The organism is Bradyrhizobium sp. HKCCYLRH2047, from assembly GCF_051168175.1.
Classification (GTDB): domain Bacteria; phylum Pseudomonadota; class Alphaproteobacteria; order Rhizobiales; family Xanthobacteraceae; genus Bradyrhizobium.
The window spans coordinates 429,117-442,856 of sequence record NZ_JBNPUM010000002.1; the positions used below are offsets into that span (position 1 = coordinate 429,117).

At 66.0% G+C, this 13,740-nt stretch carries 12 protein-coding genes, 1 pseudogene and 1 riboswitch; of the genes and pseudogenes, 7 read left to right on the top strand and 6 right to left on the bottom strand.

The genetic code is table 11. The annotated features are described in order from the left end of the window. Positions 1–105 precede the first annotated feature (105 nt). Together ACQR1D_RS05505 and ACQR1D_RS05510 are read left to right on the top strand one after the other, a co-directional pair. Entirely contained in the window at positions 106–819 is a 714-nt protein-coding gene (locus tag ACQR1D_RS05505; protein ID WP_434837984.1) for a YdcF family protein, read from the top strand. A gap of 12 nt (positions 820–831) precedes the next feature. Continuing rightward, the gene (locus ACQR1D_RS05510; protein WP_315805716.1) at positions 832–1,599 is read left to right on the top strand and encodes a lysophospholipid acyltransferase family protein; all 768 of its coding nucleotides are present in this window, start codon (positions 832–834) and stop codon (positions 1,597–1,599) included. Between the two features lie 3 nt (positions 1,600–1,602). Here the strand turns inward: ACQR1D_RS05510 and ACQR1D_RS05515 are convergent, their stop codons facing one another. Further along, on the bottom strand, positions 1,603–2,199 hold the full coding sequence (locus ACQR1D_RS05515) for a gamma-glutamylcyclotransferase (protein ID WP_434837983.1): 597 nt from the start codon (positions 2,197–2,199) through the stop codon (positions 1,603–1,605). 99 nt (positions 2,200–2,298) lie between these two features. Between ACQR1D_RS05515 and ACQR1D_RS05520 the strand changes: the two genes are divergently transcribed. Next, positions 2,299–3,483 carry a DUF2125 domain-containing protein gene (locus ACQR1D_RS05520; RefSeq protein WP_434837982.1) on the top strand — a complete coding sequence of 395 codons (1,185 nt, stop codon included), beginning with the start codon at positions 2,299–2,301 and terminating at the stop codon, positions 3,481–3,483. Between the two features lie 2 nt (positions 3,484–3,485). Here ACQR1D_RS05520 and ACQR1D_RS05525 read toward each other — a convergent pair whose 3' ends face one another. The 3 genes from ACQR1D_RS05525 to ACQR1D_RS05535 are packed head-to-tail and all read right to left on the bottom strand — an operon-like array spanning position 3,486 to position 6,386. Continuing rightward, entirely contained in the window at positions 3,486–4,421 is a 936-nt protein-coding gene (locus ACQR1D_RS05525; RefSeq protein WP_434837981.1) for a prephenate/arogenate dehydrogenase family protein, read from the bottom strand. Then, positions 4,418–5,515, bottom strand: coding sequence for a histidinol-phosphate transaminase (gene hisC, locus ACQR1D_RS05530; RefSeq protein WP_315805720.1), 1,098 nt, complete (start codon positions 5,513–5,515; stop codon positions 4,418–4,420). The genes ACQR1D_RS05525 and hisC overlap by 4 nt, the downstream gene beginning before the upstream one ends. A gap of 37 nt (positions 5,516–5,552) precedes the next feature. Beyond that, positions 5,553–6,386 carry a chorismate mutase gene (locus ACQR1D_RS05535; RefSeq protein ID WP_434837980.1) on the bottom strand — a complete coding sequence of 278 codons (834 nt, stop codon included), beginning with the start codon at positions 6,384–6,386 and terminating at the stop codon, positions 5,553–5,555. 195 nt (positions 6,387–6,581) lie between these two features. Next, positions 6,582–6,661: riboswitch (SAM riboswitch) on the top strand. 82 nt (positions 6,662–6,743) lie between these two features. Here ACQR1D_RS05535 and metX point away from each other — a divergent pair. The 4 genes and pseudogenes from metX to ACQR1D_RS05555 all read left to right on the top strand — a co-directional run bounded on the left by metX (position 6,744) and on the right by ACQR1D_RS05555 (position 11,135). Next, on the top strand, positions 6,744–8,012 hold the full coding sequence (metX, locus tag ACQR1D_RS05540; protein ID WP_434837979.1) for a homoserine O-acetyltransferase MetX: 1,269 nt from the start codon (positions 6,744–6,746) through the stop codon (positions 8,010–8,012). 3 nt (positions 8,013–8,015) lie between these two features. Next, positions 8,016–8,678: a methionine biosynthesis protein MetW gene (gene metW, locus ACQR1D_RS05545; RefSeq protein ID WP_315805723.1), complete on the top strand. Its 663-nt coding sequence runs from the start codon at positions 8,016–8,018 to the stop codon at positions 8,676–8,678. A gap of 59 nt (positions 8,679–8,737) precedes the next feature. Beyond that, positions 8,738–9,075, top strand: a pseudogene (locus ACQR1D_RS05550) (GIY-YIG nuclease family protein). An 854-nt stretch (positions 9,076–9,929) separates the two neighbouring features. After that, complete coding sequence (locus ACQR1D_RS05555) at positions 9,930–11,135, top strand: ATP-grasp domain-containing protein (protein WP_434837978.1); 1,206 nt, start codon at positions 9,930–9,932, stop codon at positions 11,133–11,135. A 208-nt stretch (positions 11,136–11,343) separates the two neighbouring features. Here ACQR1D_RS05555 and ACQR1D_RS05560 read toward each other — a convergent pair whose 3' ends face one another. Both ACQR1D_RS05560 and ACQR1D_RS05565 read right to left on the bottom strand, forming a co-directional pair. Next, complete coding sequence (locus ACQR1D_RS05560; protein WP_434837977.1) at positions 11,344–13,386, bottom strand: S8 family serine peptidase; 2,043 nt, start codon at positions 13,384–13,386, stop codon at positions 11,344–11,346. A gap of 51 nt (positions 13,387–13,437) precedes the next feature. Continuing rightward, positions 13,438–13,668, bottom strand: coding sequence for a hypothetical protein (locus tag ACQR1D_RS05565; RefSeq protein ID WP_316183701.1), 231 nt, complete (start codon positions 13,666–13,668; stop codon positions 13,438–13,440). Positions 13,669–13,740: the final 72 nt, after the last annotated feature.

Below are 13,740 nucleotides of genomic sequence, written 5' to 3' on the forward strand. Positions count from 1 at the left end.
GATCGGGAGGCCGGCGAAACCTGCCTGCGTTCCCGGACTTGAACGACGGGATCGCGCGACGGCATGGCGCCGCGCGCAGGCAGGCAAGGACAAGCCAGGCGTTGCATGGAGCCGGAGACTGACCATAGCAGGCGAAAGCTGCCGCTCACCGTGGCGGTGTGGCGGACGCTCGCGGGTGCCGTGGCGACGCTCGGGGTCGGCTTCTTCGTCGCGGCGGTCGGCTTCGTCGGCTTCCTCTCGCAATTGCGGGGCGCCGAGATCCAGCCCGAGCGCAAGGCGGACGGAATCGTGGTCCTGACCGGCGGCTCGTCACGCGTATCGGACGCGGTGGAACTCCTGGCGGGAGGCTATGGCCGGCGGCTGCTGATCTCCGGCGTGCACCCGACCAACGAGGCCAGCGACATCACCCGGTCGCTGCCCGAGGCGCGATCATTCATCAACTGCTGCGTCGATCTGGATTATTCGGCGATCAACACCCGCAGCAACGCCGCGCAGACGCGGCGATGGGCCAGCGAGCGCGGCTTCAAGTCGCTGATCGTGGTGACGTCGAACTATCACATGCCCCGGGCCATCGTCGAACTCTCGCATGCGATGCCAAGCATGGATCTCATTCCCTATGCCGTCGTCGGCGAGAAATGGCGCGACGAGCCGTGGTGGACCAGCGCGCCGACGGTGCGACTTCTGCTGTCCGAATACGCCAAATATGTCGCCGCCGAGATGCGGCTGCGGCTGGCCGATCTCGGCCTCGATCTCGTGCCCGAGGTCGATCCGCCAACCGGCTCGGTGTCGCGCCGACCGACGACGGCGCAAGCCAATTGAACTGGGTTTCTGATGGTCTCGATCTTCCTGCGTTCGCTGCTGTTCAACATCCTTTTCTACCCGAACTTCGTGCTCTGGGCGCTGATCGCGTTGCCGACCCTGGCGATGCCCCGCAAGGCGCTGCTGCGCGTCGCCAACTGGTGGGCGCAGAGCAACATCGTGTTGATGCGCGTCGTCTGCAACATCCGCGTCGAATATCGCGGCGTCGAGAAGATCCCGAAGGGGCCGCTGATCGTCGCCGCCAAGCATCAGTCGATGTGGGAGACGATCTCGCTGCTGCATTTCTTCGATGCGCCATTCTTCGTTCTCAAGCGCGAGCTGCTGCGCATTCCCTTGTTCGGACAGTATCTCGTCAAGGCGGACATGATCGCGATCGACCGCAGCTCCGGCGCCCGCGCGTTGAAGCAGGTGATGCGGCGGGCGGCGGAGGAGGTGAAGCATGGCCGTCAGTTCGTGATCTTCCCGGAAGGCACCCGGCGCCCGGCGGGCGCACCGCCGGACTACAAGGGCGGGGTCGGTTTGATCTACACGGATTGCGGCGTACCCTGCCTGCCGGTGGCCCTGAATTCGGGTTTGTTTTGGCCACGCCGCACATTTCTGCGCTATCCGGGCACGCTCGTCGTGGAGTTTCTCGATCCGCTGCCGCCTGGCCTGCCGCGCGATGAGTTCATGGCGCGGATTCAGGGTGTCATCGAAGAGGCGACCGGCCGGCTCGTCGCCGCGGGGCAAGCGGAACAGGCGCAGTTGTTTGGCGGGGTGCGGGCGCCGGTGAAGGCTTGAGGGCTATGTCTTGCCTGGCGCAGGATGCAGCGAGTGGCCGTCATCGTGCAGCATCGTCGCCAGCCGATGCAGCTGCGTGTCGCGAAAGCCCTGCGCCTCGATCGCCTTCACGGTCGAGATCACGTAGTCGCGATTGGCGCCGGACTGGCCGTGACCCTGGCGCACATGGCGCAACTGCTCCTGCGGCGACAGCCGGCCTGCATATTGCACATGGCCGCGATCGACCACGTAGACCAATGCGCTCACCCGCTCGCGCGCTTCGTTTTCAAGCCAAACCGAGCGCGTCACTTCGCGATAGACCGAGGTCACCTGCTCACGCGCCCGCAAGTAGGCGATGGTCTCGTCGCGCTTGTCTGCTGCGACCCGAAACGCAATGCCGCGACACGCGCCGCCGCGATCGAGACCGAGCACGAGGCCCGGCTTCTCCGGCGTTCCGCGGTGGACGAACGAGTAGACGCACAGCGCGCGATGCTCGCCGATCAGCCGAGCCGGCACCTGCTCGACGAAGTCGAAGCCAGGGCGCCACATCAGCGAGCCATAGCCGAACACCCAGAGGTCGCCATCGGGAAGGTCGGGTTCGGAGAGGGTCATTGCGGACATCAATGCGGAAGCCTAAGTACGGTGCTCGCGAATTGTTAATTTAGATACACAATCCGTGATCGCCGAATTGCCAAAATTGCTGCCCAAAGGGTGTCCTGCATGTCTCGTTCGCCGCCACCGCCGCGCAGGCGCTCTCGCTGGGGGCTTTTCATCGCTCCCGTCCTGCTCCTGATCGCCGCTGTTGCGTGGAGCGCATTCTGGTTCTTCGCCGCTTCGCAAGTGGATGTCCAGGCCGACGCCTGGCGTGCGCGCGAAGCAAAATCGGGACGCGTCTATGACTGCGCGAAGCGCTCGGTCGCGGGCTTCCCGTTCCGGCTCGAGGTCCGCTGCACGGATCCAAGCGTGGCGCTGTTTTCGCAGGCGGCCGGTACGCCCTTGATGAATGCGAAGCTCGACGAGATCCTCGTCGTCGCCCAGGTTTGGGACCCGAAGCGGATCATCGCGGAGTTCAAGGGACCCGCGACGATTGCCGATGGTCGTGGACCGGCGTCGTTCTCCGTGAACTGGCGCGTCGGCGAGGCCAGCGTCCGCGGCCTCCCGGGGCCGCCGCAGCGCGCCGACCTCGTGTTCGAACAACCGACCATCGACCGCATCGAGGGCAACACCGCCGTGCCCGCAGCGCGCGCCGATCATGCCGAATTGCACGGCCGTCTCGCCGAGGGCACGCCGTCGGATCATCCGGTGCTGGAGACTGCGCTGCAGATCGAAAACGGCAGCATCCAGGGCGGTCATCCGCTGCTGGCCGAACCGTTCAATGCCGACATCCAGGCCCGCGTCACCGGGCTCAAGGACTTCCGGCCCAAACCCTGGCCGGAGCGGTTTCGCGAGATCCAGGCCGCCGGCGGTCATGTCGAGATCGTCCAATCGCGCATCCAGCAGGGCGAGTTGCTCGCCGTTGCCTCGGGCACGCTCAGCCTGACCGCCAACGGCAACATCGATGGCGAGGTGCAGATGACGGTCGCCGGGATCGAAAAGGTCATCCCGGCGCTCGGCCTCGACAAGATGCTCGAGAACGGCGTGCCGCAGGGAACGCTCGACCGCGTGGCGCCCGGTGTGAAGTCGCAGGACGTCAACAACCTGCTCGGTGCGCTCGACCGCGCCATTCCCGGCCTCGGCAAGGTCGTCAAGCAGAACGCCAATGTCGGCGTCGCACTCGGCATCAATGCGCTCGGCAAGGAGGCCACCCTCGAAGGCCGCAAGGCGCGGACCTTCCCGCTGCGGTTCTCCGACGGCGTCGTCGTGCTCGGTCCGTTCAAGGTCGCCCGCGTCCCGCCGCTGTTCTGACCTCAGCTCTTCTTCAACTGCGGCAGCGGCCGGCCGAAATCCGGCGCCGCCGAATCCTGGCCGATGTCGACGATGCCGCGGCGGATCGCGCGCGTGCGGGTGAAGTGATCGAACAGCGCCTCGCCGTCGCCGCGCCGGATCGCCCGCGTCAGCTTCGACAGGTCCTCGGTGAAGGTGCCGAGCATGTCGAGCACGGCATCCTTGTTGCTCAGGAAGATGTCGCGCCACATCGTCGGATCGGAGGCGGCGATGCGGGTGAAGTCGCGGAAGCCGCCGGCGGAGAACTTGATCACCTCGGACTCGGTCACCTGCGCCAGCTCGTCGGCGGTGCCGACGATGGTGTAGGCGATCAGATGCGGCAGGTGGCTGGTGATCGCGAGCACGCGGTCGTGATGGTCCGGCGTCATGATCTCGACCTTGGCGCCGAGCGCCGTCCAGAACGCACGCAGACGATCGATCGCGCCGGCATCGACGCCGTCGGGCGGCGTCAGGATGCACCAGCGGTTAATGAACAGCTCGGCGAAGCCGGAATCCGGCCCGGAATTCTCGGTGCCGGCCACGGGATGGGCCGGCACGAAGTGGACGTTCGCCGGAAGATGCGGCGCCATGTCGCGCACGATCGCGCCTTTCACCGAGCCAACGTCGGAGATGACGGCGCCCGGCTTCAGATGCGGCGCGATCTCGGCCGCAACCGGACCGCAGGCGCCGACGGGAATGCAGAGGATGACGAGATCGGCGTCCTTGACCGCCTCTTCATTGCTCGCGACGACGCGGTCGACGACGCCGAGCTCGGCGACACGCGCGCGCGTCTTCTCCGAGCGCGCCGTGGTGACGATCTCGCCGGCCACGCCCTGCAGCCGCGCCGCGCGCGCGATCGAGCCGCCGATCAGGCCGAAGCCGATCAGCGCGACGCGTTCGAATCGCCCCGCGACGCTCATGTCGCCCTCATGAATTCGCTGAGAGCCTCCACGACCAGACGATTGGCCTCCTCGGTGCCGATCGTCATGCGCAACGCGTTCGGCAGCTTGTAGTTGGCGAGCGCGCGCAGCACGAGGCCGCGCCGGGTCAGGAATTCGTCGGCCTCGACCGCGGTCTTGCCCTTGTCGGTCGGGAAGTGGATCAGGATGAAATTGGTGACACTCGGCGTCACCTTCAGCCCAAGCTTGCCGATCTCCTCGGTCAGCCAGTTGCGCCACGTTTCCGTGTGCGTCTTCGACATCTGCTGATGCGCGGTGTCCTCGATCGCGGCGACCGCCGCGAGCATCGCCGGCGAGGAAACGTTGAACGGCCCGCGGATGCGGTTGATCGCATCGACGATATGCGCCGGGCCGAACATCCAGCCAACGCGGAGCGCCGCGAGCCCGTGGATCTTCGAGAACGTATGGGTGACCACGGTGTTCTCGGTCGTGGCGACCAGCTCGAGCCCGAACTCATAGTCGTTGCGCGAGACGTAATCGGCATAGGCGGCGTCGAGCACCAGCACGACCTGCGACGGCAGGCCGGCGCGCAGCCGCTTGACCTCGTCGAACGGGATGTAGGTGCCGGTCGGGTTGTTCGGGTTGGCGAGCCAGACCAGCTTGGTGCGCGGCGTCACCGCGGCAAGGATGGCGTCGACGTCGGTGCGATACTCCGTCTCCGCGGCAACCACGTTCCTGGCGCCGCAGGCCATGGTCGCAATCGGATAGACCAGGAAGCCGTGCGCGGTCGAGATCGCCTCGTCGCCTTGGCCGAGAAAGGTGTGTGCCAGCAGATTGAGGATCTCGTCGGAGCCGGCGCCGCAGACGATGCGGTCGGGATCGAGGCCGTAGGTGCGGCCGATCGCCTGGCGCAGCACACGTGAAGTCCCTTCCGGATAATCTTCCAGGTGAGTGGCCGCACTCTTGAATGCCTCGATCGCCCTCGGCGAGGGGCCGAACGGGGTCTCATTGGCCGACAGTTTGAAAACCTTGCGGCCCGGCTCCGGCTGGGGACTCTTGCCCGGCGTATAGGGCGCGATATCGAGGATGCCGGGGTTCGGCACGGGGCGGTTCATCGTCAACTCCGGAAAATCATCACTGGCGCGGGGCGTCTCAGCTCGGAACCGTATAGCGTTTCGCATGGCCGCCGACGAGGGCGGCGGAGCGTACCGAGGCGCCCGCCGCGATCAGGGCAGCCTTGATCTTGTCGAGGTTCGACGGCGACTCGATCGATACCAGCAGTGCGGCGCCGTCGAAGGCGGTATCGGGCACCGCGATGACGTCGGCGAGCGGCGACAGCGCCCGCGACACCTGCGCATTCCAGCCGGAGACGCGGATGCTCCAGGTCTCGACCTCGAGCACCAGCGCATCGTCGGCGACGCGCGACACCGCGAACACCGGCAGCGCGGCGGGATGGTCGGCGCGCTCGATGAACGGCATCCGCGCGATGATCTTTGGCGCGCCCACGGGCTCGAGCGTGATCCACCACGGCGTATGGCCGGAGGTCGTCGACACCAGCGCGAGATCGCCCTTCGAGCGCGCCACAGCCTCGACCGCGGCTTGCGCGCTGAAATGCGGCACGTAGGGCACCACGAATCCGAAATGGAACCGGGCGGAATCGCGCATCGCGGATTCGCCGACCGACACGTCGGCATGAACCGAGAACGGCGCCTGCACATAGGTGAAGGTCGAGACGATGACGCGCCAGATCCCCTCGACGGTGTCGAGCGGCAGGATGCCGCGATGGCGCTGCACCAGGCGGCGCATCATGTCGGCCTCGCGCGCGGGCCTGAACGCCGAGCCGACCTCCTGGGTCTTCTTGACCTTGATCAGCCGGTCGATGATGTCGGCCCTGTTCATCAGCAACTGATGGACCTGCTCGTCGATGGCATCGATCTCCTTGCGCAGATCGGCGAGCGAGGGCGGGGCTGGCGGCGGGTTCGACATGGTCCGTGTCACTCTTCGCGAGGCCACGGGAAAACCTGCGGCCAAAGGAACGGATGCCGTTCTCTCCGATGCCGCGGACCTGCGCAACAGCAAGTTTACTTTGCGCCATCCAGGCTTGGCTGACCTGCGGCGGAGCGCCCGACCAACGGTCAACCCCAGCTTGCCTTGACGAATAGCGCCCGCGGGACTAGTTTCTGCCCGTTCCGTGGTCATTTGAGCCGGCCGGCTTGCAGCCACGTTAAAAAACTCGCTAAACAGGCCGGGGACGTTATCGATCCCGGCCGAACCCCAGTTCAGGCCGGGTTTTTCATGGCCTGATGTGTCACGTGGTTCGGGAGCCCTGGCCGGATGGCTGGGGTGAGAGACATGACAGGTCTGACGCCGAAGTCCAAATCTGCGAAGTCCAAATCTGCGACGTCCAAATCTGCGACGCCTACATCCGCGTTGCGCACGGTCGCGCCCGACGAGCGCTCGCACGAGGTCGATCATCCGAGCTCGCCGGTGGCGCAGTTCGGCGCCGACAAGCCGCTCAGGCTCGATTGCGGCGTCGACCTGTCGCCGTTCCAGATCGCCTACCAGACCTACGGCGAGCTCAATGCCGACCGGTCGAACGCGGTGCTGGTCTGCCACGCGCTGACCGGCGACCAGCACGTCGCCAACCGCCATCCCGTCACCGGCAAGCCCGGCTGGTGGGAGACGCTGGTCGGTCCCGGCCGCCCGCTCGATCCCAGTCGCTATTTCATCATCTGCTCCAACGTGATCGGCGGCTGCATGGGCTCGACCGGGCCGGCCTCGCTGAACCCCGCCACCGGCAAGGTGTGGGGGCTCGATTTCCCGATCATCACCATCCCCGACATGGTGCGGGCGCAGGCGATGCTGATCGACCATCTCGGCATCGACACGCTGTTCGCCGTGGTGGGCGGCTCGATGGGCGGCATGCAGGCGCTGCAATGGACGGTGGCCTATCCGCAGCGCGTGTTCGCCAATCTCGCGATCGCCTGCGCGACGCGCCACTCGGCGCAGAACATCGCCTTCCACGAGCTTGGCCGCCAGGCCGTGATGGCCGATCCCGACTGGGATCACGGCCGTTACGCCGACAAGGGCACGCATCCGCATCGCGGCCTGGCTGTGGCGCGCATGGCTGCGCACATCACCTACCTCTCCGACGCCGCCTTGCATCGCAAGTTCGGCCGCCGCATGCAGGACCGCGAGCTGCCGACGTTCTCCTTCGACGCCGATTTCCAGGTCGAGAGCTACCTGCGCTACCAGGGATCGTCCTTCGTCGAGCGCTTCGACGCCAACTCCTATCTCTATCTGACGCGGGCGATGGATTATTTCGACATCGCCGGCGACCATGACGGCGTGCTGGCGGCGGCGTTTCGCGGCATCAAGACCCGTTTTTGCGTGGTGTCGTTCACCAGCGACTGGCTGTTTCCGACTGCGGAGTCGCGCGCGCTGGTGCATGCGCTCAACGCCTCCAGCGCGCGGGTGTCGTTCGCCGAGATCGAGACCGACCGGGGCCACGACGCGTTCCTGCTCGATGTCCCCGAGTTCTTCGAGATCGCCAGCGCGTTTCTCGATTCCGCCGGCAAGGCGCGCGGGCTTGCCCATGCGAAGGGAGACTGAGCCATGAGCATGCAGGGTGTGCTGCCGCTGAACGGCTTCACTGGCGGCGAGGTGCTGGCCTATCGGCCTGATCATCTGCTGGTCGCCGGCATGGTCGAGCGCGGCTCCAAGGTGCTCGACATCGGCTGCGGCGATGGCGATCTGCTGCAACTGCTGGAAAGCCGCGGCATCGACGGCCGCGGCATCGAGCTGTCCCGCGAGGGCGTCAACCATTGCGTCGCCAAGGGGCTCGCGGTGGTGCAGGGCGACGCCGATACGGATCTCGTCGATTATCCGGACGACGCGTTCGACTACGTGATTCTGTCGCAGACCCTGCAGGCGACGCGGCAGCCCAAGGTCGTGCTGGAGAACCTGCTGCGCATCGGCCGCCGCGCCATCGTCACCTTTCCGAATTTCGGCTTCTGGCGGCTGCGGCTGCAGTTGCTGGTCGGTGGCCACATGCCGCGCACCGACAATCTGCCCTTCACCTGGTACGACACGCCGAACATTCATTTCTGCACCATCAAGGACTTCGTGCAGCTCTGCGACGAGATCGACGTCAAGATGGAACGCGCCGTCGCCCTCGATAGTTACGGCCGTCCCCTGCGCGTCGCCATGCCCTGGTGGTTCTGGAACATGTTCGGCGAGCAGGGGGTGTTCCTGCTGAGCAGGGGTGAGCGGCGGTAGGGAACCGAGCGCAGCCCCGGGGTGCTGCCGAAGTTTGGTCCTCGCTCTCTCCCCACGTCATGGCCGGGCTTGTCCCGGCCATCCACGTCTTGCAGTATGACGACATGGCGAGCGGCTACGTGTATTTCATGACCAATCGTCCGAATGGCACGCTGTACGTCGGTGTGACCAGTGATCTCGTGCGCCGGGTGTATCAGCACCGATCTGGCCTCGTCGACGGCTTCACTAAGCGATATGGTTTGAAGCGGCTCGTTTACTTCGAAGTCTTCGACGACACATTCAGAGCGCGATCCAGCGCGAGCACAACATCAAGCATTGGTCACGTGCCTGGAAGGTCGGGCTGATCATTGCAACTAATCCAGATTGGGACGATCTCTTCGATACGATCACAATGTAAATCGTATTTGCGGAGCGACGTGGATGGCCGGGACAAGCCCGGCCATGACGAGCTTGGGGTTGGCGGTTTCCACTTTTCAAAGAGCGGTTAGTCTGAGACATGCTGCCTTATCCTCGCGGCGCATCCGCGCCCGAGCTTTGCGTCACGCGTCGCCTCCGGATAACGCAGAGGCGCAGGGAAGGCCGGATGCTGGCCGCACCCATGGCCCGCCTGCGAAAAAAATGCAGGCGGCAGGAACCACAGGTACGAGCCGGAACACCCGGCCTTCCCTGCGCGATGGTTGAACGGCTGCTTCGCGTTCTCCCCGGTGCGCCGGCTTTCTGGCCACCGTCGTCCGCGTGATGCAGAGCACCACAACGAACTTGACATCAGCGTCGGGATGCCAGGACCGCGCGACTTGACCGTGCGCATCGGAATTGTTCGTCCGCGCGGGCAATCCCACGCGCAATCCGACACGCCCATCGCATCCCACACTCAGCGTTCGTGACGACCGCGATACGCCCCTCTTGCTGTGAGGCGGGACGCGCGGAAATCTGCGCCTGATTTGCCCGACGGCGCAAGGACTTTCGTGCGACGAACTAACACGACGGGGCAATTCGTGCATGAGCGTCATGCGCGATCTGCCCGTCGTGCGGACATCACGTGCATTCTCCCTGTCACCAACATCACGCGGCGTTGGCAGGTCGATCCCGGACTCTCCGAACCGATGCGCCGCGATTAATTATCGCTGATGGACGCGGCTCAAGGCTCGCCGAGACCGCGAGCCAAGCACAAACATTGATTTGGCCGCGGTTCGATGCCACCTTTCGCGATCTCCGACACTTCTTCTCTTCAGGAACGTGAGGCGATCTGGGATGCGCGTCCTGCTGTCGGAAGGATCAGGCCTCACGTCGCGTCAGGTCGCCGGGCGCCTCGGCGCGCTCGGACATGAGGTCGAGATCCTATCCTCGACGCGGATCTGCCTGTCGCGCTTCACCCGGCATGTGCGGGCGGTTCATGACGTGCCGCGGTTCGGACGCGATCCGTTCGGATGGCTCGCCGCGGCAGAACGCATTGCAGCCGAGCGAAAGGTCGATCTGCTGTTTCCGACGCAGGAGCAGGTGACGGTGCTCTCGGCAAGATTGCCGCAGCTTCGGGTCACCACGATCGCGCCGCCGTTCAAAAGTCTCACGCGGGTTCAAGACAAGATATCCGCCTTTCATACGCTCGAAGCCGCAAGCGTGCCACAGCCGCCCACGACGATGGTCTCGCGGATCGAGGATCTCCGTGACGTCGCAGCCTATCCCGTTTTTCTGAAGCGCCCCGTCAGCACGGCAAGCTCGGGCGTCCGCAGGGCGCGAAACGCCGCCGAGCTCAATGCAGCCGCGCGCGAGCTTGGACTTGGTGACGGCTCGGCGTTGATTGTCCAGTCCGAGGTGGCAGGGCCGCTCGCAATGGTGCAGGCCGTTGCCAACCGCGGCCGGCTGGTTGCGCATCATGCCTGCCTTCGCGTGCGCGAGGGCGTCGGTGGCGGAGCGTCGCTGAAGCAGAGCATCGTGCTGCCCGGTCTGGCCGTCATGCTGTCGCGGCTGGTCGCGTTGCTGGATTGGCGCGGTGGGCTGTCGATGGATGTGATCATCGCCGATGGCGGACCGGTCATCATTGATGTCAATCCCCGGCTGGTCGAACCTGCCAACGCCTTCGCGGCGGGTGTGGATCTCGTTGCGGCGATGATCGATGCGGCCATTGGTGCTGCGACTGGGGAATGTCCGGCCGGGGCCGCCGGCGTGCGGACCCGCCAGACGCTGCTGGCGATCCTTGGCGCCGCCGAGCAGACGGGGGCGCGGATCGCGGTGTTGCGCGAAGCGATCGATGCGATTGCGGCACGCGGCGACTACGCCGGATCAACCGAGGAACTGACGCCAGTCGCGGGCGATCCGCTTGCGCTCGTTCCCGTCATCGCTGCGCTCGGCGCGTCGCTGATCCGCCCGTCGCTATGGCGCAAATTCCATAGCGGCGCCGTTGGTCCCTACGCAGTCACGCCGGAGGCGTGGGCAGAGATTCTGGCTGCGGCTGCTTGATAGCGCAGACCGCCGCGGTGATCCGGCGAGGATTGCGCGTCTTCAATCCCTCTGGACTTAACTCATTCACACGGTGGTCGCATATCTCACGGTGGTCGCATATCTAATGACAATTAACGTGACGGGCAGTTCGTGCATGAAGCTCATGCGCAAACTGCCCGTCGTACAACGTCTGATGCGGCTTGGTCGCTGCTGCCTCGTCGGCAATCTACAGCAAGCCGACCTTGTGCATCATGTCGCGGATCTGCGCCGGACTGGGATCACCGGCGGCCGGGCTCGACCACTCGCCGGTCGTCGTTGCCGGGCCCCTGGCAACCGAGCCGGATCCGTTGGGCTTGCCATTGGGCGCCTGCGGCGCCAGCGTCGGAGACGTCGCGGCGTTCTGCGCTTCGCCGCGCGCCAGTCCCAGCAGACGACGAAGGACGTCGAGCGAGGGATCGGCCGCGGGCGCGGAGGCGACGGCCGCTTCCAGGCCGAGGGCGCGCATCGCGTTCGGCAGCCCGGCTCCCGCACGATTGGGGTCGCCGAACTGCAGCGGCGTCGACGTCTCCTTCAGGATCTGGAACAGCCGCTCCACGCGTCGCGCGTCGCGCGTCGCGAACGGGCCCTTGAAGTCGGGATGATGCGCCAGCACCAGCGCAGCGAGGCCGGTGACATGCGGCGTCGCCATCGAGGTGCCGTCCCACGCCCCGAATCCATCGGCCGGCAGCGAGGACACGATGCCGACGCCGGGCGCGCAGACGTCGATCTCCGGCCCGAAGCAGCTGAACTTCGCCGGAAAATATCCGTCGCTGCTGCGGAAGCCATCCAGCGCCTGCTGGGCGTGGAAGCTGTCCTCGGGAAACTCGCCCCATTTGCCCATCGCGGCGACCGACAGGCAATGCGGCGTCGAGCCAGGAAACTGGACCGGCCCCGACGAATTTCCCGCAGCGACGATACAGGCGAGGCCCATCTGCTTGGCCCGCAGGATCCGCTCCTCGATGATCTGCGACGGCTCGCCGCCGCCCAGGCTCATATTGGCGACGTCGATGCCGTTCTCCATGCAGTAGTCGAGCGCCGAGACGAGATCGCTGAACCGGCCGCCCGGGAAGATCCGGCAGACATGGATTTCGGCCGCCGGAGCGAAGCCGCGAATGCCGCCGCCGCTGCCGACCGGGCCGCCGGCGATGATCCCGGCGCAATGCGAGCCGTGACCGATGGTATCGATGGTCCAGCTCGCGGGATCATTGCCGACGATGCTCTTGCCGATCGTGACGCCGTGCAGATTGCGATGCGTTGGTGCTGCGCCGGAATCGATCACCGCGATCTTCACGCCCGCGCCATTGTAGGCGAGGGGAACACGATCGAGGCCCATCGCGCGCTGGCCCCATCCCAGCAATTGCTGGCCGGGAAAGCCGCGCAGGTAGGCGCCCAGCGTCTTCGTGGCAATGCGATTTACGCTGTCGGGGGTCAGTTGCGGGCGGTCGAGCCAGAAGGTCCAGTAATCGACCCGCGGCTTGATCAGGATCGAGCGGATGGTGTCGGGCGTTTCGCCCTGAATCTTGAGCGTGACACGGCCGCTGGCGTTGGTGACGCCCTGAACCGGCCACACGCTGCCGAACACGTAGACTTCCACTTCCGGCAGCGGACCGCTCTCGCCGACCACTTCGATCGTCGTCGAGAAGCCGTCGGCCAGGGGAATGAGAACGCCGGGATTGGGAAGCTGGTGCGGCGCCGGAGTCTGCGGAACGGTCGGATCGAGCATGTAGGTGAGCGGCGCATCGCGCTCGACCGCGAGCCGCGCTCCGGCCTGGGCCTTGAGCAATTCGGCCTTGTCGGGCGTCATGCGGGCCAGCACCATGGGGCCGAGCGGCGCCTGTCCCGGGTCGGCGCTCTGAAATCCGAGCAGCCGCGGCGGCTGAATCGTTTTCACCACGTCGATGTCGGGAGTGTTTGTCAGTTGCTGGACGATGAAGTCGGCGCTGAAGGTCGCAAGCCCCGTCTGCTGGCGCGGGGCCAGGATGTACTGCGCCCGCCGCTGCGAGATCGTTGCGCCGGGTTGGCCCGTTGCTGGCGCCGCCGTGCCGCCGTCGCTGCGACCGGTCCCTGGCGAGGCAGGGGCTGATGCGGCGGTCACCCGTGCTGCGGCCTGCGGTGCGGCAGCGGCCTCGGCTGAGGGCTGCTCCGCTCCAGGCTGCGCTCCGGTGCCGTTGACGGCCGTGCCGGCCGCATCCTTCTGATCAGAGATTTCGGATTTGCTTCGTGCGGCCATCTGCGGGCTCCTTCATCCTCGCTCGTGACATCGTCGGGGGCGCGGCTGGAGTCAGCCGGCGCCAAAGGGTTTCAGTGGAGCGTTCGGCTCGACCACGATCGTGCTGAAAGTCGATCGGAGGCGATCGGCCTGGCTCTTCGTCATCGACAGGATGACGACGTCGGGGGCGACCTGACCGATGCGCTTCACGCCGGGCTCGCGGCTCAGATGATCAGCAAGCTGGCCGGACTTGACCGGCTCGCCCTGCACGATGAATTCCTGCTCCGAGTTCGGATCCGGCATGCCTCGCTCCCTCCATGTCAGGTCGGCGGTGGGCGGACCTTCGGCGCGCCCACCGTCTCACTCGCTTGCATC